At 74.3% G+C, this 23790-nt stretch carries 20 protein-coding genes, 1 pseudogene and 1 riboswitch; of the genes and pseudogenes, 12 read left to right on the plus strand and 9 right to left on the minus strand.

What is annotated here, in order from left to right:
• The first annotated feature begins 138 nt into the window (after positions 1-138).
• A complete protein-coding gene (locus GQS52_RS10255; protein ID WP_182313098.1) occupies positions 139-987 on the plus strand; it encodes an alpha/beta fold hydrolase in 849 nt (282 codons plus the stop codon).
• Positions 988-1202: 215 nt separating this feature from the next.
• Positions 1203-2765, plus strand: coding sequence for a M23 family metallopeptidase (locus tag GQS52_RS10260; RefSeq protein WP_182313099.1), 1563 nt, complete (start codon positions 1203-1205; stop codon positions 2763-2765).
• A gap of 114 nt (positions 2766-2879) precedes the next feature.
• Here GQS52_RS10260 and pcrA read toward each other — a convergent pair whose 3' ends face one another.
• Both pcrA and GQS52_RS10270 read right to left on the minus strand, forming a co-directional pair.
• Entirely contained in the window at positions 2880-5510 is a 2631-nt protein-coding gene (pcrA, locus tag GQS52_RS10265; RefSeq protein WP_182313100.1) for a DNA helicase PcrA, read from the minus strand.
• A 54-nt stretch (positions 5511-5564) separates the two neighbouring features.
• Positions 5565-6095, minus strand: a complete 531-nt coding sequence (locus GQS52_RS10270; RefSeq protein ID WP_182313101.1) for a hypothetical protein — start codon at positions 6093-6095, stop codon at positions 5565-5567.
• 282 nt (positions 6096-6377) lie between these two features.
• Positions 6378-6531, plus strand: a riboswitch (cyclic di-AMP (ydaO/yuaA leader).
• A 4-nt stretch (positions 6532-6535) separates the two neighbouring features.
• On the opposite strand from GQS52_RS10270, the gene GQS52_RS10275 reads away from it, so the two are divergent.
• Positions 6536-7684 carry a C40 family peptidase gene (locus GQS52_RS10275; RefSeq protein ID WP_182313102.1) on the plus strand — a complete coding sequence of 383 codons (1149 nt, stop codon included), beginning with the start codon at positions 6536-6538 and terminating at the stop codon, positions 7682-7684.
• A gap of 130 nt (positions 7685-7814) precedes the next feature.
• On the opposite strand, the gene GQS52_RS10280 is transcribed toward GQS52_RS10275, so the two are convergent.
• The 3 genes from GQS52_RS10280 to GQS52_RS10290 are packed head-to-tail and all read right to left on the minus strand — an operon-like array spanning position 7815 to position 10230.
• Positions 7815-8165, minus strand: coding sequence for a hypothetical protein (locus GQS52_RS10280; protein WP_182313103.1), 351 nt, complete (start codon positions 8163-8165; stop codon positions 7815-7817).
• 23 nt (positions 8166-8188) lie between these two features.
• Positions 8189-8893, minus strand: coding sequence for a response regulator transcription factor (locus GQS52_RS10285; protein ID WP_182313104.1), 705 nt, complete (start codon positions 8891-8893; stop codon positions 8189-8191).
• Entirely contained in the window at positions 8890-10230 is a 1341-nt protein-coding gene (locus GQS52_RS10290; RefSeq protein ID WP_182313105.1) for an ATP-binding protein, read from the minus strand. Before GQS52_RS10290 ends, GQS52_RS10285 begins: the two co-directional genes overlap by 4 nt.
• A gap of 182 nt (positions 10231-10412) precedes the next feature.
• Between GQS52_RS10290 and GQS52_RS10295 the strand changes: the two genes are divergently transcribed.
• The 3 genes from GQS52_RS10295 to GQS52_RS10305 all read left to right on the plus strand — a co-directional run bounded on the left by GQS52_RS10295 (position 10413) and on the right by GQS52_RS10305 (position 12727).
• Positions 10413-11783, plus strand: coding sequence for a PspC domain-containing protein (locus tag GQS52_RS10295; RefSeq protein ID WP_182313106.1), 1371 nt, complete (start codon positions 10413-10415; stop codon positions 11781-11783).
• Complete coding sequence (locus tag GQS52_RS10300) at positions 11770-12105, plus strand: hypothetical protein (RefSeq protein ID WP_182313107.1); 336 nt, start codon at positions 11770-11772, stop codon at positions 12103-12105. The genes GQS52_RS10295 and GQS52_RS10300 overlap by 14 nt, the downstream gene beginning before the upstream one ends.
• Before the next feature lie 79 nt (positions 12106-12184).
• Complete coding sequence (locus GQS52_RS10305) at positions 12185-12727, plus strand: flavodoxin domain-containing protein (protein WP_182313108.1); 543 nt, start codon at positions 12185-12187, stop codon at positions 12725-12727.
• Positions 12728-12895: 168 nt separating this feature from the next.
• On the opposite strand, the pseudogene GQS52_RS10310 reads toward GQS52_RS10305, so the two are convergent.
• Together GQS52_RS10310 and guaA are read right to left on the minus strand one after the other, a co-directional pair.
• Positions 12896-13405, minus strand: a pseudogene (locus GQS52_RS10310) (DoxX family membrane protein); the annotation flags it as partial.
• A gap of 380 nt (positions 13406-13785) precedes the next feature.
• Positions 13786-15369: a glutamine-hydrolyzing GMP synthase gene (gene guaA, locus GQS52_RS10315; RefSeq protein ID WP_182313110.1), complete on the minus strand. Its 1584-nt coding sequence runs from the start codon at positions 15367-15369 to the stop codon at positions 13786-13788.
• A gap of 322 nt (positions 15370-15691) precedes the next feature.
• Between guaA and GQS52_RS10320 the strand changes: the two genes are divergently transcribed.
• The 5 genes from GQS52_RS10320 to GQS52_RS27045 all read left to right on the plus strand — a co-directional run bounded on the left by GQS52_RS10320 (position 15692) and on the right by GQS52_RS27045 (position 21574).
• A complete protein-coding gene (locus GQS52_RS10320) occupies positions 15692-16069 on the plus strand; it encodes a chorismate mutase (RefSeq protein ID WP_182313111.1) in 378 nt (125 codons plus the stop codon).
• Positions 16070-16845: 776 nt separating this feature from the next.
• Positions 16846-17886: an LPXTG cell wall anchor domain-containing protein gene (locus tag GQS52_RS10325; protein ID WP_182313112.1), complete on the plus strand. Its 1041-nt coding sequence runs from the start codon at positions 16846-16848 to the stop codon at positions 17884-17886.
• Positions 17887-18104: 218 nt separating this feature from the next.
• Positions 18105-19751: a SulP family inorganic anion transporter gene (locus tag GQS52_RS10330; protein ID WP_182313113.1), complete on the plus strand. Its 1647-nt coding sequence runs from the start codon at positions 18105-18107 to the stop codon at positions 19749-19751.
• A 210-nt stretch (positions 19752-19961) separates the two neighbouring features.
• On the plus strand, positions 19962-20726 hold the full coding sequence (locus tag GQS52_RS27040; RefSeq protein WP_220472752.1) for a DUF1254 domain-containing protein: 765 nt from the start codon (positions 19962-19964) through the stop codon (positions 20724-20726).
• A gap of 35 nt (positions 20727-20761) precedes the next feature.
• The gene (locus tag GQS52_RS27045) at positions 20762-21574 is read left to right on the plus strand and encodes a DUF1214 domain-containing protein (protein ID WP_220472753.1); all 813 of its coding nucleotides are present in this window, start codon (positions 20762-20764) and stop codon (positions 21572-21574) included.
• 56 nt (positions 21575-21630) lie between these two features.
• Here GQS52_RS27045 and GQS52_RS10340 read toward each other — a convergent pair.
• Positions 21631-22430, minus strand: a protein-coding gene (locus GQS52_RS10340) for an IS5 family transposase (RefSeq protein WP_259371089.1) whose coding sequence is annotated in 2 segments (ribosomal slippage) — positions 21631-22092 and positions 22095-22430 — 798 coding nt in all. Because the reading frame shifts where the segments join, the coding sequence is not laid out codon by codon here.
• Between the two features lie 96 nt (positions 22431-22526).
• Here GQS52_RS10340 and GQS52_RS10345 point away from each other — a divergent pair.
• Complete coding sequence (locus GQS52_RS10345) at positions 22527-23069, plus strand: SRPBCC family protein (RefSeq protein WP_182313114.1); 543 nt, start codon at positions 22527-22529, stop codon at positions 23067-23069.
• A 174-nt stretch (positions 23070-23243) separates the two neighbouring features.
• Here the strand turns inward: GQS52_RS10345 and GQS52_RS10350 are convergent, their stop codons facing one another.
• Complete coding sequence (locus tag GQS52_RS10350) at positions 23244-23492, minus strand: hypothetical protein (RefSeq protein WP_182313115.1); 249 nt, start codon at positions 23490-23492, stop codon at positions 23244-23246.
• Positions 23493-23790 lie beyond the last annotated feature (298 nt).

The following is a 23790-nucleotide window of genomic DNA, read 5'->3' on the forward strand; positions in this document are numbered from 1 at the left end:
CGCAGGACGGCAGGTGCGGCGACGCAGTCCCCGTCCGCCCCCGCCACGGCCCCGGCCGGGCCGTGCGCACGCGGCCGACCGCCGAGGACGCGCGGGGACACGGAACGCGCCCCCGCCCCGCCGCACGGGAGGTGGGCCATGGCCATCCTTTCCTTCTCCTCCTTCTCCCTGCCCCTCTGCGCCCCGACGGGCCTGGGGGAAGGGTGCCGCCGCACGGCGGCCCTGGCCCGCGCCGTGGGGGTGGACGTCGCCGTCCTGACCGCGCACATGCTGCTCTACCCGACCGGCATGGCCCAGGAGCGCCTGCTGCGGATCCCCGACGGCGACGGCGGCGCCCCCCGCACCCCCTCCCCGGACCGGGCGCGCCCCCCGGTGCTGCTGATGCACGGGTTCGTGGACAACCGGTCGGTGTTCGCCCTGCTGCGCAGGTCGCTGCACCGCAACGGCTGGACCCACGTCCAGGCGCTCAACTACTCGCCCCTGACCTGCGACGTGAGGGTCGCCGCCGCTCTGCTGGCACGCCACGTCGAGGAGGTCTGCCGCAGCACCGGCCACAGGCGGCTGGACATCGTCGGGCACAGCCTCGGCGGGCTGATCGCCCGCTACTACGTCCAGCGCCTGGGCGGTGACGCCCGCGTGCGCACCCTGGTCACGCTCGGCACGCCGCACTCCGGCACCCGCGCCGCGCTCCTGCTCGCCCCTCACCCGATCGTGCGCCAGATGCGCCCCGGGTCCGGCCTGATCGGCGAACTGGCCATGCCCGCACCGGAATGCCGGACCCGCTTCGTTGCGTTCTGGAGCGACATGGACCAGGTGATGTCGCCGATCGAGGCCGCCCGGGTGGAGCACCCGGACCTCACCGCGCACAACGTCCTGGTCAGCGGGGTGGGCCACCTGACACTGCCCGTCCACGGGGAAGTTGCCGCCGGGACGAGGCGGGCGCTGGCCGGCCCCGGAGGACCGGCGGAGGACGACCGCGCCGCGTAGAACGCCCCTCCCCGGGCGCCGCCCCGCGCCACGCACCCGAACGGGAATCGAACATCCTGTGTCGGACCGTGTGGGCTTGCGGGACACTCCGCCGAAAGAGGGTCAATTCCCCGTCGCTCGCACGGCCGAATCCCGGCGAAGATTGTGACCGTCCCGTAGTGGGGGATACAGTCGCCGCTAATTCTCCTGCTGTCGAGGCGAAAGAGAAGTTGGCGGTGAACGACAGTCACCCGGCGGGGACGATGTCCCCGAACGATGCCTCGTACGGGTACTACGACGGCGACCCGCTCTTCGGGCAGGCCGTCGGCCCGGTCGGCGCCCACCCGGCGCACGAGGCACCCCAGGGGTACGCCGCGCTGTACGACACCGGCGGTTACGACACCACCGGGCTCGGCACCACCGCCTTCGACACCGGCGCCCACTCGTTCACCGGCGGCTACGCCCAGCAGGCCGACACCACCGCCACCGGCTACGCCCAGGACTACGCGGCCGGCTACCAGTACGCTGCCCCGGCATCCCCGTTCGACACCTCCACCGGCGAGATCCCCGCCCACGGCGCCCACGGCTACGGGGCCGGTTACGGAACCGGCTACGACGACGGCTACGACACGGGCGGCTACCCCACCGTCACCCACGACTCCGGCGCCCACCCGGTGTTCGTGCCCGGGCAGGCGCAGCCGCAGGAGCAGGGCCCGGGGACCGGGGAGTACGAGGCGGTCCCGGCGGAGCAGTCCGCCTCTTCCCACGGGGACGGGGCGTCCGGGTACGCGTCCGCGGAGTACGCGCCGTCCGACTACGAGTCCGGGTACGACACGGGCGAGTACGGGACCGACGGGTACGGGACGGGCGAGTACGGCACCGGCGAGTACGACGCGGGCGACTACGGCACCGGCGAGTACGGGACGGTCGGCTCCGCCCCGTCCGACGACGACACCCGGGCCTTCGAGCCGGCCGGCCCGGCGGACCCGGCCGACCGCGCGGACGACGACGACCCGGCCGTGGTCATCGCCCCCTCCGCCTCCGCCCCGTCCGGCCCCGCCCCCGCGCGGAACCGCCGCCGCAAGGCCGCCAAGCGTTCCGCGCTGCTGACCGTCGCCGTGCCCTCCGTCGCCGTGATGGGCGTCGCCGCGGTGGCCGCGGCCACCATCACCAGCGGCCCGGAGGCCGACGCCAAGGACACCAGCACCCAGGCCGCCGACGAGATCGCGAAGAAACCGGTCCAGGAGACCGAGCTGGACCGGCAGCTCGAAGGGCTCAGCGTCGGTGCCGACGACTTCGCCGAGCGCGCCAGCCGCACCCAGAAGCGCATCGACCTCAAGGAGCGGCAGGCCGAGGAGCGCCGGCGCGCCGCGGAGGAGGCCGCCCGCAAGGAGGCGATGCGGCCCAAGTTCGCCCTCCCCGTCGCCCAGCGCGGCCTGAGCGCCGGCTACGGCCAGGCCGGCGTCAACTGGATGTCGCTGCACACCGGCATCGACTTCCCCGTCAGCACCGGCACCCCCGTCATGGCGGCCACCGACGGCACCGTGAGCACCCAGTGGGACAGCGCCTACGGCAACATGGTGATAGTGACCGCCGCCGACGGCACCGAGACCTGGTACTGCCACCTGTCCAGTGCCCGCATCCGCTCGGGCACCGTCAAGGCCGGGGACGTCATCGGCTACGCCGGCAGCACCGGAAACTCCACCGGCCCCCACCTGCACTTCGAGGTGCACCCCGGTGGCGGCCCGGCGATCAACCCGTCCGCCTGGCTGCAGAGCAAGGGACTGAACCCCAACTGACGCCCCGCGTCCGTGCCCCCGGGCAACCGGGGCGCGGACGACCGCCCGCACAGGGACCCGCCGCGGACAGGCGGCCGTCCGGGGACGGCCGCCTGTCCCGTCACCTCGCCCCGGTCAGAGCTTCTCCACCGGTGCGTAGCGCAGCAGCAGCCGCTTCGGCTTCTCCCCGCCGAAGTCGATGGTCGCCTCGGCCGCGTCCCCGCTGCCCCTGACGCCCACCACCGTGCCGAGGCCGAACGAGTCGTGGGTGACCCGGTCCCCCACCGCCAGCGACACGACCTCCCGCTCCCCGGCCCGCCGCGTGGCGAACCCCGACGGGCCCCGACGGGCCTGCCGTCCCGCCTGCTCGGACGGGAAACCCGCCGTCAGCCCGGACGGCGACGTCCCGGCCGAGCGCACCGCGGACCGCGTGCCGCCCCGGGCCGGAGCGGGCGGCGCGCCCGTCCGCTTCCAGGTGATCAGGTGCTCCGGGATCTCCTCCAGGAAGCGGGACGGCGGGTTGTAGGAGGGCTGGCCCCACGCGCTGCGCATGCTCGCCCGCGTCAGGTACAGCCGCTCGCGGGCCCGGGTGATGCCGACGTAGGCGAGCCGCCGCTCCTCCTCCAGCTCCTTGGCCTGCCCCAGGGCCCGCATGTGCGGGAAGACGCCGTCCTCCATGCCCGTCAGGAAGACCACGGGGAACTCGAGCCCCTTGGCGGTGTGCAGGGTCATCAGCGTGACGACGCCCTGCGCCTCGCCCTCCTCGTCGTCGGGGATCTGGTCGGAGTCGGCGACCAGCGCCACCCGCTCCAGGAAGTCGGCCAGCGCGGCCGCGCCGCCCCCGGCGCCGCCCCCGGCCTCCTCGTCCGTCCCGTCGCCGTCCCCGCCGCCGGCCCCGGGGCCGGCCGTGCCCGTCTCCTGCTCGAACTCCAGGGCCACCGCCGCGAGCTCCTGGAGGTTCTCCACCCGGGTCTCGTCCTGGGGGTCGGTCGAGGCCTGCAGCTCGGCCAGGTAGCCGGTCTGCTCCAGGACCGCCTCCACCACCGTCGCGGGCCCCGCGCCCGACTCGACCACGGTGCGCAGCTGCTCCAGCAGCTCGTTGAACCGCCTGACCGCGTTCATCGACCGCGCCGCCAGGCCGTACGCCTCGTCGACCCGGCGCAGCGCCTGCGCGAAGGAGATCCGCTCGCGCAGCGCCAGCGCCTCGATCATCGCCTCCGCGCGGTCGCCGATGCCGCGCTTGGGCACGTTGAGGATGCGGCGCAGCGGCACGGTGTCCTCGGGGTTGGCGAGCACCCGCAGGTAGGCCAGGATGTCCCGGACCTCCTTGCGCTCGTAGAAGCGCACCCCGCCGACGACCTTGTACGGCAGCCCGACCCGGATCAGGACCTCCTCGAAGACGCGGGACTGGGCGTTGGTGCGGTAGAAGATCGCCACGTCGCCGGGGCGGGCCCGGCCCGAGTCGGTGAGCCGGTCGATCTCCTCGGCGATGTACTGCGCCTCGTCGTGCTCGTGGTCGGCGACGTAGCCGGTGATGGTCGCGCCCGCGCCGGCCTCGGTCCACAGGTTCTTGGCGCGGCGGTTGGTGTTGCGCTCGATGACCGCGTTGGCTGCGGTGAGGATGGTCTGGGTGGAGCGGTAGTTCTGCTCCAGCAGGATGGTGGTGGCGTCCGGGTAGTCCTCCTCGAACTGGAGGATGTTGCGGATGGTGGCGCCGCGGAAGGCGTAGATGCTCTGGTCGGCGTCGCCGACCACGCACAGCTCCGCCGGCTCGACCTGCACCGGGCCGGCCTCCGCCGGGTTCACCGGGTCGCCGTCGACCGTGCGCCGCGGCTGCTGCCCCACCGCCCCGCCGACCAGCTCGCGCACCAGCGTGTACTGGGCGTGGTTGGTGTCCTGGTACTCGTCGACCAGGACGTGCCGGAACCTGCGCCGGTAGTGCTCGGCGACGTCCGGGAACGCCTGGAGCAGGTGGACGGTGGTCATGATGATGTCGTCGAAGTCCAGCGCGTTGGCCTCGCGCAGCCGCTGCTGGTACAGCGTGTACGCCTCGGCCAGCTTCTTCTCCGTGGCGTTGTCGGCCCGGGCCGCGAAGGTCTCCTCGTCGACGAGCTCGTTCTTGAGGTTGGAGATCTTGGCGGTGAAGGACTTCGGGGGGAACTGCTTGGGGTCCAGGTCCAGGTCGCGGCAGACCAGGGCCATCAGCCGCTTGGCGTCGGCCGCGTCGTAGATCGAGAAGCTGGAGGTGAAGCCGAGCTTCTTGCTCTCCCTGCGCAGGATGCGCACGCAGGCGCTGTGGAACGTGGACACCCACATGGAGTTCGCCCGGGGGCCGACCAGCTGCTCGACGCGCTCCTTCATCTCGGCCGCGGCCTTGTTGGTGAAGGTGATCGCCAGGATCTGCCCGGGGTGCACCCCGCGGGCGCCCAGCAGGTAGGCGATGCGGTGGGTGAGCACCCGGGTCTTGCCGGAGCCGGCGCCGGCCACGATGAGCAGCGGCGAGCCGATGTGCACGACGGCCTCCCGCTGCTGCGGGTTCATGCCGTCGAGCAGCCGCTCGGGGTCGACGACACTGCGCGGGGCCCCGTCGCGGTGGTAGGCGTCCCGGGCCGGCAGCGGCGCGTCGAAGACGCCCGCGAACAGGTCCGCGGGGACGTCCTCCTCCGGCTCGTACTCCGCGGCCTCCCGGTCCTCGGGCGGCGGGGGCTCCTCCTCCGCCGGGCCGAGGTCGGAGAAGAAGCTGTCGTCGAAAAGGCTGTCGCTCATCGCCGTCGAGTCTAGGCCGACCGGACGACGCCCCGGCGCGGTACGCCCGGGGAGTCAGGAGTCCTTCGGGGACCGCCCGCCCCAGGGCCCCGGGGCGGGCGCCGCGTACGGCGCGTGCGGCGCGGGGGACGCGGGGGACGCGGAGCCGGCGGGGGACGCCGGGGACCGCCACCGGTGGGGCACGGCGGCGGAGGCCAGCAGGGCGACGGCGACGAACAGGTAGAAGCCACTGGCCCCGGCGGAGAACATGGACCGGGCCGCGTCCTCGCCGACGGAGATCGCTTCGTAGAGCTCCATGGCGGTCCCGAGGTCGACGAGCACCACGCCGCCGAGGACGAGGTGGACGCCTCCGGCCAGCAGCGCGGCGACCGGCGAGACCCACCGGGCGGAGGCGAGGACGGCCACCGCCGCGGCTGCGAGGACCGTGCAGGCCGCGGCCGTCACCGTGTGGGCGGAGCCCCGGCCGTAGAAGACCTGCGCCTCCCGCATCATGTCGTTCAGGCCCTTGCTGCCCGCGAAGCAGATCAGGGCCGCGCCGAGCAGTCCGACCGGGACGCCGATTCCGTGCCGTGCTCCACCGTTCACCGTGGTCTCCCCGTGTCGTGCCGGTGTCCTCCCCCGGCCCCGTGCATGATCCTCCGGCCGGCCGTGCGCCCGGCCGCCCGCCAGCGTGCCACACGGACCGGCACCGCGGCAGGGAGCGCGTACGGGGCCCATCGCCGTTCGGGCGTCGCACAGTTGACGGAATGACCGTTTTTGTCCGGAGGGATTCGCAACAATGTCCGGTCGCGACTTCACATGACGATCACGGTTTGATTACTGTCGCCCTCGTGCAGGCCGCACCGCTACCGGCGGACGGCGCCGGAACGGTCTGCCCCGTCGAGTCCGGACGTGTCCGGAGCCGGGGACCCACTTGTGTTCCGGGGTGAATCGGGACGGCCCTTCCGGGCCGGACCGTAGGGCGACCTTCCGACAGCCCGAACCCGACAGCTAACCCGGTAGGCGGTCCACGGAAGGAGCGCCTGTTGGCGTCGCACCGCAAGCCGCGCACCCCCGTCCTGTCGGCGACGGGTTCGCGGGCCGCGATAGGCATCAGCACCGCCGCGCTCGCGTCGGTCACCCTGATGGGCGAGGCGGCCACCGCCGCGCCGGCCACCCCCGCCAAGCCCTCCGTCGAGGAGGTCAAGGACCGGGTCGACTCGCTGTACCGGCAGGCCGAGGTGGCCACCCAGAAGTACAACGGCGCCAAGGAGAAGACCGACTCGCAGCGCGAGGACGTCGAGAAGCTCCTGGACGAGCTGGCGGAGCAGACCGACGCGATGAACGACGCCCGGCGCAAGCTGGGCGCCTACGCCGCCGAGCAGTACCGCACCGGCGGGCTCGCCCCCAGCACCACCTTCCTGCTCTCCCCCGACCCCCAGGCCTACTTCGACCAGGACCACCTGATGGACCGGCTCGGCGGCGAGCAGGACACCGCGGTCAAGGACTTCCGCGACCAGCAGGCGGCCGCGTTCGAGCAGCGGCGCGAGGCGTCCGAGAAACTGGACGACCTGACCGAGACCCAGCAGCAGCTGGGCACCCAGAAGAAGACGGTCCAGAAGAAGCTGACCGAGGCCCGCGAACTGCTGGCGGACCTGACGGCGGAGGAGAAGGCCCGCCTGGCCGCGATCGAGCGGCAGAAGGAGCGGGAGGCTGCCGAGCGCGCCGCCGAGCTGGCCGAGGCGGAGAAGGCCAGGGAGGCCGCACAGCAGGAGCAGTCCGCAGGTTCCGGCACGAGCACCGGTCCGGGCACGAGCACGGGCACGGGCTCCACCGCGCCCGCCTCGTCCCGGGCGGCCGAGGCGGTGGCCTTCGCCCGTGCGCAGATCGGCAAGCCGTACGTGTGGGGCGCCTCGGGACCGAGCTCCTACGACTGCTCGGGCCTGACCCAGGCCGCGTGGAAGGCCGCCGGGGTCGCCCTGCCCCGGACGACCTGGGACCAGGTCGAGGTGGGCACCCGGGTCTCGATGTCCCAGCTGCAGCCGGGCGACCTGGTCTTCTTCTACAACGACATCAGCCACGTGGGCCTGTACGCGGGCGGCGGCATGATGATCCACGCGCCCAAGCCGGGCGACCTCGTCAAGGAGGCGCCGATCACCGAGATGCCGTTCTACGCGGCGGTCCGCCCGGCCTGACCGAGGGGGCCGGGCACGGAAGGTACGGGCCGGGCACGGACGGCAGGGGCCGTCCGGCGGTACGCGTTCCGGTCTCCCGGGTGTCCCGGGAGACCGGTCGCCGGACGGCGGGGAGCACGGGGGACGGTGGTCACCACATGACGGCGATGACGATGTTGGCGATCGTCAGCAGGCCGACCGCGCCGAAGACCGGCGCCGGGACCTTCTCGTCGTCGCGCTTGACGTAGACCAGGGCGGTGATCACCACCAGGATCAGCAGCTTGATGCCGATCTTGACGTGGTTGAGCGTCGCGCCGTCCGCCTCGTTGAGGCCGACCAGGGCCAGGCCGGTGACGAGCATGGTGAGCGCGCCGTGGAACATGGCCGGCACCATGCGGGCCGTCCCCGCGCCGATGGACTTCATCTGGGTGAGGAAGCCGCCCAGGAGCGAGGCTATGCCGATGAAGTGCAGGACCACGAAGATATTGATGAGTACGTTCATGGCCGCGAGCCTAGTCTCAGGCCTCAGACCAGCCGCCGGGCGGTGGCCCAGCGGGTGAGCTCGTGCCGGTTGCTCAGCTGGAGCTTGCGCAGCACGGCCGAGACGTGGCTCTCCACGGTCTTCACCGAGATGAACAGCTGCTTGGCGACCTCCTTGTAGGCGTAGCCGCGGGCGATCAGCCGCAGCACCTCGCGCTCGCGCTGGGTGAGCCGGTCCAGGTCCTCGTCGGCCGGCGGGGTGTCGGTGGCGGCGAAGGCGTCCAGGACGAAGCCGGCCAGGCGCGGGGAGAAGACTGCGTCGCCGTCCGAGACCCGGAAGACGGCGTCCACCAGGTCCGGCCCGGTGATGGTCTTGGTGACGTATCCGCGCGCCCCGCCGCGGATGACGCCGATGACGTCCTCGGCGGCGTCGGAGACCGACAGGGCGAGGAAGCGCACCGGGTTCTCGGCGGCTCCACTCAGGGCCGCGCAGCGGCGCAGCACCTCCACCCCGCCGCCGCCGGGCAGGTGGACGTCGAGCAGGACGACGTCGGGGCGGGTGGCGGTCACCACGGTCACCGCCTGGTCGACGTCGGCAGCCTCCCCGACGACCTCGACGCCGGTGCGGGCGGTGTCGCCGATCTCGGCCCGGACGCCGGTGCGGAACATCCGGTGGTCGTCGACGAGGACGACCCGCACCCGGCGGCCCTCCCCCTGCTCCGCCTCCGTGCTGACTGCCGACTCGTTCAAGACCCCGCCCTCTCCATCTCCAGCTCCACTTCCGTCCCCCCGCCGGGCGCCCCGCGCAGGGCCGCCCGGCCCCCGTTGCGCCGCATCCTGCCGACGATCGACTCGCGCACGCCCATCCGGTCGGCCGGCACCCGGTCGGGGTCGAACCCGGGGCCGTGGTCGCGGACGAAGACGAGGACCGTGCGCTCCTCGACCTCGGCGTAGACCTGGACCGGGCCACCGCCACCGTACTTGGCGGCGTTGACCATCGCCTCGCGCGCGGCCTGGACCTGCGCCCCGAGCCGCTCGTCGAGCGGGCAGTCGCCGACGCAGACCACCTCGACCGGCACCCCGTGCGCGTCCTCGACCTCGGCGGCAGTGCGCCGGACGCACTCGGCGAGGGTGGCCGGCTCGTCGTCCTCCCGGCCGTTGCCCTCGGGCCGGTAGAGCCAGGCCCGCAGTTCGCGTTCCTGCGCGCGGGCCAGCCGGGCGACCTCGCGGGGGTCCCCGGCGTGCCGCTGGATGAGGGTGAGGGTGTGCAGGACGGAGTCGTGCACGTGGGCCGCGACCTCGGCGCGCTCCTGGGCGCGGATGCGCATCAGCCGCTCCTCGCCCAGGTCCTGCACCATGCGCACCAGATAGGGGCCCCCGAGCAGCGCCACCCCGACGAGCACGGCCAGCGCCGCCTGCATCACGCCGGCCAGCTGCCCCGCCGCCCCCTGCACGACGACGAAGCCGGTGATGCCGACGACGACGAGGAGGACGCCGGCCGCGCCGCGGGCCACGGGGACGACCCGGCCGCGGCGGCTCATCTCGGCCCAGCGGGCGCGGCGCGCGTTGTCCGCCTGCCGCCACACCAGGGCCACGCCCGCGCCGAACAGCAGCAGGGGCCACAGGTAGGCGTGGGCGGCGCCGAGGTTGAGCCGGTTCAGCAGCGCGGCGGCGCCGACGACCACGGCGATCAGGGCGACGATCTGCCCCTTGTCGGGCTTGCGCGCGGCAGCGGTCCAGCGGCGTCCGGCGCCGGGGCCCGGCCCGGTCCCCGGTGCGGCCGCGGTCTCCCGGCGCCCCTCCCCCTCGCCGGCTCCCACACCGCCGACGCCCAGGGGCACGACGAACCAGAAGGCCGCGTAGAGCAGGATGCCCAGGCCCTGCGCGGCCGTGGTGAGGACGGCGAAGCCGATCCGCACCCAGGAGACCGGCAGGCCCAGGTGCCCGGCGAGGCCCCGGGCGACCCCGCCCAGCATCCTGCCCTCCGCGCTGCGGTAGAGCCTTCGGACGGACGGCTCCTCGGCGCCGGCCGGCGGCCCGAAGGCACCGGGGCCCGCCGTGCCCGTCGTTGCGGTCGCTGGTGACATGCCGACGATCGTCACACGCCGGGGGCCGGGACGGCATCAGGGTGAACCCCGGGGCCGTCCCGGGGTTCGCCCCGGATCCCTCCCGGTGCCGCCGGGCATGGGGGATCCCCCGGGGGGAAATCCGGGGAGGCCCAGGGTTGCGGGCCGTGGGAACGGCAGCCCCGGGGGGCCACCATGGACGCATGACGGAGCAGCACACCTCCCCCACGGCCGGTGGCGACACGGGCGCCCCCGGCCCCGGGGGCGCCCCCGGCGGCAGGGACGAACCCGGACGCGGGGGCGCCCCCGGTCGCACGGACGCCCATGGCGGCGGGGCGTCCGCCCCCGGAGCGGGCGGCGGGACCGGAGCGGGCGGCGGCCCCGGCCGCGGCCGGCTCGTCCGCAGCCGCAGGCACCGGGTGGTCTCCGGGACCTGCGGGGGCCTGGGCCGGCACTTCGACGTGGACCCGGTGGTCTTCCGGATCGTGCTGGCCGTCCTCGCGCTGGTGGGCGGCGCCGGACTGCTGGCCTACGGGCTGCTGTGGCTGCTGGTGCCGGTGGAGGGCGAGGAGCACAACGAGGTGCACCGGCTGCTGTCCGGCCGGGTCGAGGGGGCGGGGCTGACCGCCGTCCTGGTCTCGTTGGTCGGCTGCGGGCTGTTCCTGGCGATGCTGGGCGGCAACAGCGACCAGCTGTTCGCCCTGGCGGTGGTGGCCGTGGTCCTCGGCGCCGCCTTCCGGACGCGGCAGCGTCCCGGGGAGGGGACGGCGGACACCGCTTCGACCCCGCCCGTCTCCTCCCCGCCCGCCGCGCAACCGCCCCCCGTCCCCGCGGGCCCCTCGTGGTGGCAGGAGCCGCTGACGAAGGACGGCCCGCCCGCCGCCGGCCCGCAGCCGTACCGGTGGGGGCCGGCACCCGCCCCGTCCTCCCGGGGCAGGGAGCGCGAGGAGTCGCCGTTCGCCCTGGCCGTCTTCTCCCTGGCCGTGATCGCCGCGACCGCGGGAACGTCCCTGGCGTGGGACTCGCACCCGGCCGGGACCAGTCTGCAGATCGGCCTGGCCTGCGCCCTGGCCGTGCTCGGGGCGGGGCTGGTGGTGAGCGCGTGGGCCGGCCGCACGGGCGTGGGCACGGTCTTCACCGCGGTGGTGGTCTCGCTGCTGCTGGCGGGGGTCTCCGCGCTTCCCGCGTCGGTGGGGGGCGACTGGGGCCACCGGGTGTGGCGCCCGGCGGCGGCGGCCGAGGTCCGCGACGGCTACGCCCTGGGGGGCGGCACGGCCGAACTGGACCTCACCGGCGTCTCCGCGCAGGGCCGCACCGTCGGCACGAGGGCGGACGTGGGCACGGGCACCCTGCGGGTGCGGGTGCCCGACGACGTCACGGTCCGGATCACCGCGCAGACGGGCATGGGCGCGGTGCGGCTCCCCGGCGACCCGCCCGGCAGGACGGACCTCCACCCCGCCGAGCGGCGCACCGCCGTGCTGGAGCCCGTGGACGGGGAGAGGTCCCGGGGCGTGCTGGTGCTGGACCTGAACGTGGGTCTCGGACAGGTGGAGGTCGTTCGTGAGGCGGCATGAGTTCGAGCCGGCCCGGCTGCTCGCGGGGCTGGCGTTCGCGGGGATCGCGTCCGCGTTCGCGGTCGACGCCGCCGGCTGGCGGGACGTGCCCGGGTGGCTGGTCGTGCCGGTGCTCGCGGCCGCCCTGGGCCTGGCGGGGCTGGTCTCGGCCGTCACCCGCGCGGTACGCGCCCGCCGGCCCGGCGGCGGACTCCGCGAGGGCGCACCGGTCGGCGCGGCCCCCGGCGCGGACCCCGGATCGGCCCTCGGACCATGCCCCGGCGCGGACTCCGGCGGCGTCCGAGCCGGTGGGGAGGAGGCGCCGCGGGCCGGCGGCCGGTGATCCGGGCCGCCGATTGCGCGGCCCCGGGCGCTGCCGTCGAATATGAACGAACCGACCGTGCGGCCCGGGAGGCGCAGCCATGAGGATCCTTGTCGCCCATGCGAGCAGGTACGGCGCCACGGAGGCGATCGCGGAACGCATCGCGGAGAGGCTGAGGGAGGCTGGGCACGAGGCGGAGGCGCGGCCGGTGGAGGAGGTCGGTGACACGGTCGGCTACGGGGCCTTCGTGATCGGCAGCGCGGTCTACTTCGGGAAGTGGCTCGCGGAGGCCGCGCGGTTCGTCCGCCGGCACCGCGCCGAGCTGGCGGACGGGCGGCCGGTGTGGCTGTTCAGCACCGGCCCCCTGGAGGCCCCGGAGACCGTCGCCGCCGAGGCCGGGGAGGGGCAGGACGTCCTGGCGGACGCGGCGCCGGAGGAGATCCCCGAGTTCACGGAGCTCCTGCGGGCCCGGGGGCACCGGGTCTTCTTCGGGGCGCTGGACCCGGACGCCCTCGGCCTGCGTGACCGTCTGGTCAGGGCCCTGCCCGCCGGCCGGCCGCTGCTCCCCGAGGGCGACTTCCGCGTCTGGCCGGACATCGACGACTGGGCCGCCGGGATCGCCCGCGAACTGGCCCGGGCGTAGGCGGAGGGAGCCGGCGGGGGCGGCGGCGCTCCCGCCGGAGCCGACGGGTCAGCCGCGGCCGTACGGGTCTCGGCGGCCCGCGCCGTCCGCGCTCGCGGCGTACTCCTCGCGGTACCCGCCGACGTACCCGCCGCGGCGGCCGTTCCCGTAGCCGCCGTACCCGGGGACGCGGTGTTCGTCGCGGCGGCGCCTGCGGCGGGCCGCGATCGCCGCGTCGAGGGAGAGCAGCGGGGCCCCGGCCAGGATCAGCGGGAGCCAGGCCATCAGGTAGGCCAGGTCGTTGCCGAGGTAGTACGGCTGGATCTGCCAGGTGACGGTCAGCCACAGGGTCAGCGAGATCAGCGCCCCGCCGAGGGCGGCGATCCGGGTCAGCAGGCCGACCAGCGTGCCGACGCCGACGGCGACCTCTCCGACCGCGACGGCGAGGGCGAAGTCCCGGGGCGCCTGCTGTGCCAGTTCGACCAGCGCGGGCACCGCCGCCGTGTTCCCGACCGCGGCGAGGGCCCCGGTGAACGATCCGGTGCCGGAGGCGGCCAGGTAGGCGGGGTCGGTGAGCTTGTCCAGGCCCGCGTAGACGAAGGTGACTCCGAGGAAGACGCGCAGCGGCAGGAGGGAGTACCGGGCGGCGGCCGCCCTCCACATGCCGTGGCCCTCGCTGGTGTGGTTCCCGACGGACATGACGCCCTGCCTCTCCGGTCGCGGCCGTGCAGGGCACGATTGTGCACCGGGGCACCCTCCCGGAGCCCGTAAGCAGCGAAACCGCCGCGTCGCGCCGCGCCGTCCGCTACGGTCCCGCGGCCCTGCGGGTCCGCGGAACCGCAGGGCCGCAGGGGTCCGGTCGAACGTGCTCGACGCCGTTGAGGTCGACGAGGTCGTCGGCGGTGAACCCGTCCTTCGGAGGGACCAGCCGGTTCGGCAGTGGCCCGGCAGTCAACGTTCCTCCCACGGACGGGATTCTCGACCCCGCGCCCACCGTGAACGGGACGGTACGACGGCGCCGCCACTCGAACGGGTCGAGTGGCGGCGCCGTCGTTGACCGCCGGGGGCGGTGGGAGGGGTCACTCCCACTCGATGGTGCCCGGGGGCTTGCTCGTCACGTCGAGGACGACGCGGTTGACGTCGGCGACCTCGTTGGTGATGCGGGTGGAGATCCTCGCCAGGACGTCGTACGGCAGGCGGCTCCAGTCCGCGGTCATGGCGTCCTCGGAGGAGACCGGGCGCAGCACGATCGGGTGGCCGTAGGTGCGGCCGTCGCCCTGGACGCCGACGCTGCGGACGTCGGCGAGGAGTACGACCGGGCACTGCCAGATGTCGCGGTCCAGGCCGGCCGCGGTCAGCTCCTGGCGGGCGATGGCGTCGGCCTCGCGCAGCAGGTCCAGGCGCTCCCTGGTGACCTCGCCGACGATGCGGATGCCCAGGCCGGGGCCGGGGAACGGCTGCCGGTGGACGATCTCGTCGGGCAGGCCGAGCTCGGCGCCGACCATCCGCACCTCGTCCTTGAAGAGGCGGCGCAGCGGCTCGACGAGCCGGAACTCCAGGTCCTCGGGGAGCCCGCCCACGTTGTGGTGGGACTTGATGTTGGCGGTGCCGGTGCCGCCGCCGGACTCGACGACGTCCGGGTAGAGGGTGCCCTGGACGAGGAACTCGACGCTCTCGCCGTGCTCGCCGGCCTCGGCGACGATCTCGGCCGCGGCCTGCTCGAAGACGCGGATGAACTCGCGGCCGATGATCTTGCGCTTCTGCTCCGGGTCGGAGACCCCGGCCAGCGCCTCCAGGAACTGCTCCTCGGCGTCGACGACCTTCAGCTGGACGCCGGTGGCCGCGACGAAGTCCTTCTCGACCTGCTCGGACTCGCCCTTGCGCATCAGGCCGTGGTCGACGTAGACGCAGGTCAGCTGCGAGCCGATGGCGCGCTGGACGAGGGCGGCGGCGACCGCGGAGTCCACGCCGCCGGACAGGCCGCAGACGGCCCGCTTGGAACCGACCTGCTCGCGGATCGCGGCGATCGACTCCTCCACGACGTTGGTGGTGGTCCAGTCCGGCTTCAGGCCGGCGCCGCGGTAGAGGAAGTGCTCCAGCAGCATCTGGCCGTGCGTGGAGTGCATGACCTCGGGGTGGTGCTGCACCCCGTAGAGCTTCTTCTCGTCGTTCTCGAAGGCGGCGACGGGGGTGCCGGGCGTGGTGGCGGTGACCGTGAAGCCCTCCGGCGCCTCGGAGACGGAGTCGCCGTGCGACATCCACACCGACTGGTTCTCCGGGGTGCCCTCGAAGAGGGTGGAGCCCGGCCGGGTGACCTTCAGCTCGGTGCCGCCGTACTCGCGGGTGCCGGTGTGCGCGACGGTGCCGCCGAGCGCGCGGGCCATCGCCTGGAAGCCGTAGCAGATGCCGAAGACCGGGACGCCGGCCTCGAAGAGCTCCGGGCCCACGTTGGGCGCGTCCTCCGCGTAGACGGAGGAGGGGCCGCCGGAGAGCACGATGGCCTTGGGGTTCTTGGCGAGCATCTCGGACACCGGCATGGTGTGCGGGACGATCTCGCTGTAGACCCGCGCCTCGCGCACGCGGCGGGCGATGAGCTGTGCGTACTGTGCACCGAAGTCGACGACCAGCACGGTGTCGGGTGCGGCGTGGGGCGCTGATGCCACAGGGCGGCCTTCCGGCGGTTGCTGCAAAGGGGTCGTGTCCGATTCTACCGTTGCGGCCCGCGCCCCGGCCCCGCCCCGTTCGTCTCACCATCCGGTCCCGGTGCGACGCCGCCCGGAGGCGGGTCCATAATGGACGGCATGTTCAGCGCATTCGGCATCTTTACCTATGGCACCGGCTGGTCCGGCTGCCATCGCGCTGCTGCCTGAACACGACAGAGCAGACCTCGCACAGGCGCCCCGGGCCGTACGGCCCGGGGCGCCTGTCGTTTCCCGGACCTGCGGACCCGTCGGCGGCCGACCCACGGACAGCAGGGAGACGACGATGAACACCCGCCTCGAGGACAGGACCACCGCCGCCGCGAACGGCACGGACGCGAGCGGCACGGACACCACCGGCAGCGCCGCGAACGGCACGGAGGCGAACGGCACCGGCACGGCGGCCGCGGGCACGGGCGGCACCGAGGCGGTGATCGGCAGCGCCAGGGAACGCATCGACTCCCTGGACGAACGGATCATCGCGCTGATGCAGGAGAGGATGTCGGTGTCGCAGTCGATCCAGCGGGCACGGATGGCCTCCGGCGGCCGCCGGGTCGCGCTCTCCCGCGAGATGGAGATCATCTCCCGCTACAGCGAGGCACTGGGGCGCCCCGGCACCACCGTGGCCATGACGCTGCTGGAGCTGTGCCGCGGGCAGGTCTGACCGCCCTCCCCCCCCTCGCGCCCGCAGTCCCTCGGAACCCCGGGCCCGCAGAACCCCGGGGCCCGAGGGCGCGGCGGGCCCGGCCGGCCCGCGGGCACGGAGGCCTCCCACGGTCGCGGGCCGGCCGCATTCCGGATCGCCCGTTCGCGCCCGGGCTTCACCCGTACGGTGCGTGACCGGCCCTCGCGAGAATTCGTTGAACCCGTCGTCCGCACCAATCCAGGGGCGGGTCACCCCCGTCCCAGGACGGGTTTCGCACAACCACGCGTGGGCAACGCCGGTCCGCCGGGGCGATGAGGCGTGCAGAAATGCACATCGTGGGACCTCGCTCCGGCGCTGTGACCGATCCGCAGGGGACAGCGGCCAGGTCACGACTGAAGGGACGGCCGGCTCCGGGGACGCCCGGAACCGGCCGTCCGGCAGCACACCGCCGCCTCCGCACGGCCGTGGCACTGCGGGTGCCACTGACAGACACCGACCGGACACGTCGCCGGCCACTCCCGCTCCCGCCTCCGTCGGCCCGCACTCCCCTGGATCCGGCGATTCCGGGGATGTGATTCATGCCACAAAGAATTCACCGGAAGCATGGGCAACCGATCGCAAGTGCGGCTTTTGCCCCCTGCGTGGGATCTTGCCGTGCTGTCAGCGCGCGGTTAAGGCCCTCGCGGAACCTCCGCGGCCTCTCTAGTCTCCTGACCGTCGCACCGCACCCCACGGCGGCAGCGCTCAATTCTTTTTCTTTTCTTCCAGTTCACCACTGGATACGAGGGGTCTTCATGAAGCTTCGCCGTGCCATTGCCACGGTCGCAGCGACCGCAGCCATCGCGCCCGCTGCCCTGCTGGCCGCCCCGTCCGCCTTCGCGGAGGACGGCGGGACGACCGACAGCGCCGTCGTCACCCAGCCCGCGGACAACCCGGGCGAAGAGCCGCCCGCCGCCGAGGAGCCGCCCGCCGCCGAGGAGCCCCCGGCCGAGGAGCCCCCGGCCGCCGAGGAGCCCCCCGCTGCCGAGGAGCCGCCCGCCGAGGAGCCCCCGGCCGAGGAGGAGCCGCCCGCCGAGGAGCCCCCCGCCGAGGAGGAGCCCCCGGCCGAGGAGCCTCCCGCCGAGGAGGAGCCGCCCGCCGAGGAGCCCGGTGAGGGCGACGAGGAGTGCGTCGTGGACGCCGACCTCGAGATCGGGCTCTCCGGCCTGCCCTCGAAGGTCGTCGCCGGCTCCGGCTGGGTCAACTTCGACCTGAACATCTCCAACAACGGCGACACCGACTTCGACGACGTCGCCCCGTGGCTGTACGTCGACGGCGTCGACCACGACTACGCGAGCAACCTGCTCGTCCTCCAGGCCCGCGACTCGGCCGGCGGCGAGTGGATCACCGTGGCCGACGAGGTCGGCGCCGGCGGCTACTTCACCTCGTTCTCCCTGAAGGCCGGCCAGAGCGTCTCCTACGACCTGCGCCTGAAGGTGGACGCCAAGGCCCCGGCCGGCACCGCGTTCGCCGTGGCCGTCGGCGACTACTACAACGAGGACGGCACCTGCGGTTACACGGGTGACGACGACTACGTCCCGTACTTCTTCGAGGTGCTGGCCTCCGGCACCGAGCCGGGCGGCCCGGTCGACGACTCGAAGCCGCAGACCGGCGGCAAGAAGCCGGTCGAGGTCGACACCGACAAGGTGAAGGAGACCAAGGTCACCGGCGAGCTCGCCGAGACCGGCTCCTCCTCCGCGCTGCCGACCATCGCCACCATCGGCGGTGTCGCGATGGCGCTCGGCGCCGGCGCCGTCTTCGTGGTGCGCCGCCGCAAGGCCGGCACCGCCGCCTGACGCAAGGCCGGCACCGCCGCCCGGCGCAAGGCGGTCCGGCACGGCGTGACCCGTGCGCGGGCCGCGTGCACGACAGCGGGCCCGCTCCCTTCCGGGGAGCGGGCCCGCCGCGCGTGCGGACACCGGCCGGTCCCGGCTCGCGCGCCTGCCGGGTGCGGACGGCCACCACTCCTACCCTTTCACCCGGAATGGTCGTTTCTCCGTGTCGAGGGTGTTCTGTGGGCGGAAGCGGGACCGGGGCGAGGCGGACGGCGCTGCGGGACGGCTGGTCGCGGGGGGACGTGGCGGGGGCGCTCACGGTGTGGGCGCTGCTCGTGCCCGAGTGCGTGGCGTACGCGCAGATCGCGGGCGTGCCGCCGCAGAACGCCTTCTACGCGGCCCCGGTCGTGCTGCTGGTGTACGCGCTGCTGGGCAGGTCCCGGTTCCTGGTGGTCGGTGCGACGTCGGCCGCCGCGGTGCTGTCCGCGGCGACGGTGGCGACGGTGGCCGGTCCCGGCACGGGCCCGGAGGGGGCGGTGGGGGTGTCGGCGGCGCTGGCCGTCCTCACGGGCGCGGTCCTGGTGGGGGCGGGCCTGGCCCGGCTGGGGTTCGTGACCAACTTCCTCGCGGAGCCGGCCCTGGTGGGTTTCCTGTCCGGAACGGCACTGACGATCATCGTGCGGCAGGCGGCGAAGGTGGCCGGCGTGCCCGGCGGGGAGGGTGACTTCTTCGAACGGGCCTGGTCGCTGCTGCGCAGGGCCCCGGACTGGTCGCCCGCCGCCCTCGCCGTCGGCGCGGGGGCCCTCGTGCTGCTGCTCGCCCTGGAGCGCCTGGGCCCGCGGCTCCCCGCCTCGCTGGCCGTGCTCGCCCTCGGACTCGTCGTCTCCGCGGGCGCGGACCTGGCGGACCACGGGGTGGAGGTGGTGGGGCCGGTCCCGGCCGCGTTGCCCGTCCCGCACCTGCCCGCGATCCCGGCCGAGGACTGGGCGGCGCTGGCCGGCGGCGCGTTCGGCGTCGCCCTGGTCGTGTTCGCCGAGTCGTTCAGCATCGCCGACCGCTTCGCCCGCGCGCACGGCGACGAGGTCGACGCCGACCGCGAGATGATCGCCGTCGGCGCGAGCAACGTCGCGGCGGGCCTGGTGCGCGGGTTCGCCGTCTCCGGCAGCACCTCCCGCAGTGCGGCCGCCGAGGCCGCCGGCAGCACCTCCCGGCTGACCTCCCTGGTCGCCGCCGTCCTGGTCCTGCTCACCGGCGCCTTCCTGACCCCGCTCTTCACCGACCTCCCGGAACCGGTCCTCGGTGCGATCGTGATCGTCGCCGTCCTCGGTTTCCTCCGCCCCGCCGAGCTGCTCCGGTACCGCCGCCTGGACCGGCCGAGCTTCTGGGTGGCCATGACCGCCCTCGTCGGCGTGCTCCTGTTCGACCTGCTGCCCGGGCTGTTCCTCGCGGTCGTCCTCTCCCTCGTCCTGTTCGTCGCCTCGGCCGGCGCCGTCCACGTCTCCGTCCTCGGGCGCCTGCCCGGCAGCCCGCTCTACGGGGACGTCGAGCAGCACCCGGGCGCGGCCACCGTCCCGGGGGTGCTCGTCGTCCGGCCCGACGGGGCCCTGTTCTTCGGGAACGTCGACCGGGCCAGGCGGGCGGTCCGCGCCCGAGTCGCCGCCGGCGGCCCGGCCGTGCGCGCGGTGGTCCTGGACCTCGGCGCGTCCTACCGCCTCGGCGTCCAGGTCCTCGACACCCTCGACGAGCTGCGCGAGGAGCTGGCCGCCGGGAACGTGGCCCTGCACCTCGCCCGGCTCCGGGCCCGCGCGGGGAGCGAGCTCGACCGTCACCGCCTCGCCGGACGCCTCGCCCGGGCACCAGGCACGCGAGCGTCGAGGACGCCGTGACCGCCCTCGCCCCGCCCCCCGCCGACGGGCCGTGAGCACCGGCCCCGGGCGGGCCGCACCGCCGGGCCGCAACCACCCGTATGCCGGAGAACACCCCGCTGGAGGGGCGCGTCCGCCCCGGCCGGGATGGGATGGGAATCCCGGGGCGGGGCGTTCCGGGGCGAGGCATTCCGGCCCGTCCCCCACAGGAGCAGCAGGAGGAGTGGAGCCATGGCGCAGTCCGCACGGGTCCCGCAGCGGACCGTGGATTCCGTCTCGACCCCCGAGCGGGTCGAGACCCGGCTGGGAACGCTGGAGTTCCCGCTCGGCGTGCCGACCGAGGAGACGCAGCGCCGCATCCACGACCACCTCGACCACGTGCGCGCGCTCAACGTGTTCCTGAACGCGCACCGCGGCGTGAGCACGTGGGCGACGCGCGATGCCTTCCTGGCTGCGGGCGTCAACGACAACGACGTGCTGCTCTTCTCCGGACTGATGGACTCGACCTCGCTGTTCCTCACCGCGAACGCCGACACCGTGTACTTCGTCTCGTTCCTCGACCTGACCCGGGGACCGCTGGTCGTCGACTTCCCCCCGGCGACCCTCTGCTTCGTGAACGACATGTGGTTCAGGTGGGTCACCGACGTGGGCACGGTCGGGGCGGACCGCGGTGCCGGGGGCAGCTACCTCTTCGTCCCGCCCGGGTACGACGGCCCGCTGCCGGAGGACGGGTTCTTCGTCCGGCGCAGCCGCACGACGCGGCTGATCCTCGGCGGGCGGGCCTTCCTGGGGGGCGGCGGCCCGGAGCCGGCCGTGGAACGCATCAGGCAGGGCCTGAGGATCCATCCCTACGCCGCGGGCGGGTACGGCACGAGCATCGGCGGCATCCTCGGGGGCGGCCCGCCCCGGCACCGCCGTGGACGCCGGAGACCTGGGCCGCCGCGCTCGAACAGTCCGCCCCGCCGCGCTTCGTCGAGGGCAGCGGCCTCGCCCTGAACACGGTCCCGCCCGTCGACGAGACGTACTTCGACATGGCCTCCGAACTCGTGCAGGACCAGCCCGCCGAGGCGCTCGACCCCGAGGCGTCCGGCGACCTGGCCGCGATCGGGATCGTCAGGGGGAAGCCGTTCCGGCCGGACGAGCGGATGCGGGGAATCCTCGCCGAGGCGGCCGCCGTGGGGAACGCCGCCGCCCGCACGCTCTCCTTCCGCCCCCGGGCGGACTCGGGGGCGTACTACTACGGCGAGGGGTCGCAGTGGACCAACGGCCTCTTCGCCTACGGCCACGAGTTCATGACGCCGTCGCCGCGGATCACGGACGAGGGCGTCGAACCGTACCCGAACGACGGCGCCCGGAAGCTCGACCTGCAGGCCTGGTACTTCTACAGCGTCACCGGCATCAGCCCGGCGCTGGCCATGCGGCTGACCGGCCTCGGCTCGCAGTACCTGTTCGCGTTCGCGGACCGGGAGGGCCGCCCGCTCGACGGCGGCAAGCACTACCGGGTGACGCTGCCCCCGGACGTCCCGGCCGCCAGGTTCTGGTCGTTGACGGTCTACGACAACCAGACCCGCTCGATGCTCGACACCCCGCAGCGGTTCCCGCGCGCGGGCAGCCAGGCCTCCCCGACCCCGGCCGCGGTGCCCGGCCCGGACGGGGCGGTCACCGTCCACTTCTGCCCCGACCGCCCCGACGGCGCGCCGGAGGGCAACTGGATCCGGACCGTGCCGGGCCGGGGGTGGTTCGTCGCCCTGCGGCTCTACAGCCCGCTGCAGCCGTTCTTCGACAAGACCTGGCGGCCGGGGGAGATCGAGGAGGCGGGGCGGAGCGGCAACGGGGCGGGGTGACCCGTCTCACCAAACCCGGCAGGGGAGCGGCCGGCCCGTACGTGTAAGAGGTCATCTCATTTGGTGAGTCTGCGGTAGCAGATGAGGGTGCAGGCGATGCTGGTGAAGGCGAGGAAGTGGTCGGCTTTGCGCTCGTAGCGGCGGTGGAGGCGCCGGTAGCCGGTGAGCCAGGCCATGGTTCGTTCGATGGTCCAGCGGTGTCGGCCGAGCCGTTGCGAGGTCTCGACGCCCTTGCGGGCGATGCGGTGCCGGATGCCGCGCCCGGACAGCCATCGGCGCAGGTGGCGGTAGTCGTAGCCCTTGTCGGCGTGGAGCTTGCCGGGCTTGCGCCGGCGGGGCCCGCGGCGGGAGCGGATCGGGGGGATGCCCTTGACCAGCGGGATCAGGGCCTGGCTGTCGTGGGTGTTGGCACCGGAGATCCCGACGGACAGGGGCAGACCGGTCCGTTCGGTGATCAGGTGGATCTTCGAGCCGTACTTGCCCCGGTCGACAGGATTCGGACCGGTCAGGTCCCCTTTTTCATCGCCCGCATGTTCACCGAGTCGATGGCGCACCGGGACCAGTCCAGCTCGCCGCGGGAGCCGAGTTCGTCCAGGACCAGGCGGTACAGCTTGGCCCACACCCGGGCCTTGGTCCACTCGGTGAAGCGACGGTGGGCCGTCGCCCCCGACGGCCCGAACGACGCCGCGGGCAGCTGCTGCCACGTACAGCCCGACGTCGCCACGAAGATGATCGCGGCCAGCACCTCACGGTCCCCGTGCCGACGTCGGCCGCCGCCTTGAGGCCGCGACGGCGCCTCCGGCACCACCCGCTGGAACAGCTCCCACAACTCGTCCGGCACCAGCCGCTCAACCATTCCCACCACGACCGGCAGCCTATCGGGCCAAATGAGATGACTTCTAAGCCACAATGACTGACCGGTACTGCTTTTCCCACGCTCCCTGGAGGCGACGTGCGCTACACGGACGGGCCGGGCACCCGGTGCGAGACCCACATAGATGCGGCACCGCAGATCGTGTGGAAGCTGGTGGCCGACATCGGCACTCCTGCTCGCACCAGCCCCGAACTGCAGCGCGTCGAATGGCTCGACGGCGCCGACGCCCCCGCGCTCGGCGCGCGCTTCGCGGGGCACAACCGCAACCCGGTGATCGGCGAATGGCGAACCGTCTCCGAGATCGCCGAACTCGACACCGAACGCGTCTTCTGCTGGGCCGTCCTGGACGCCGAGGGCCGGTTCGGCGAGCCCGCCCGCACCGCGGACGACGCACTGGCCACCTGGCGGTTCGACCTGGAGCCCGCCGGCGACGGCACCCTGCTGCGGCACTCCGTCCGGCTCGGGCCGGGCCCCTCCGGGCTCTCCCGGGCGATCGAGCGGATGCCGGAGAAGGAGGAGGAGCTGCTGGCCGGGCGCCTCGCCCAGCTGCACACGGGCATGGAGGCCACTCTCAAGGGCATCAAGGAACTGGCGGAGGGAACCGTCACCGGGGTCCTCTGAGCCCGGTGCCGGGAACGGCACGGGGCGGCGCCCGGCGACGGGGCGGCGCCCCCCCGGGGCCGCTCCCCCGGGCCACCGCCCGCCGTCACGCGCGGGGCGGGCGGGTGGAGCGCCACAGGAGGAAAGCCGCCGAGGCCGCCGCGGCGACGCGCAGGAGGACGGGGAAGCCGTCGGTCATCGCCTCGCCCAGCCGGCCGGCGGCGAGGGGCTCGCCCAGCGCCCCTCGGTGCGGCCCCACAGCCACAGCAGTGCGCCGCCGGCGACCAGCCCCGGCACCACCAGCACGGTGCCCTGCACCTCCGGGCGGCTGAGCCGCCGGGAGGTCCAGGCCAGGGCCCAGCCGGCGAGCGCCGCGAGCCACTGCCCGGTCACCGCGCCGCCCACCAGCAGGGCGGCGGCCACCGCGTCCACGAACCCCGGCATGCGCCGGGCCGGGGCGGCGGCCGCAGGCGCGGGGGCGGGGGCCGGTACGGGGTCCGGCCGCTTCTTCCGCAGCCACCCCCGCGCACGGCCGGGGCGGAGGCGGCCGCCCCTCCCGCGGCCCCGTCCTCCCCGGGCCCTTCCCGTCCCCGGCCGCCTGGGCCGGGACGGGCGCGGCGGGGTACGCCGGGGTGAAGCCGGCGCCCAGGGGGCCGTCGGGGTCGATTCCGCCGACGAAACCGGGCGGCAGTTCGATGCCCCCCGGCGAAGAGGTGAAGGCGCCGGGCACGGAGCCCGTCAG

Origin of the sequence: Streptomyces sp. SCUT-3, assembly GCF_014083985.1 — a bacterium.
Taxonomy (GTDB): domain Bacteria; phylum Actinomycetota; class Actinomycetes; order Streptomycetales; family Streptomycetaceae; genus Streptomyces_H; species Streptomyces_H thermolineatus.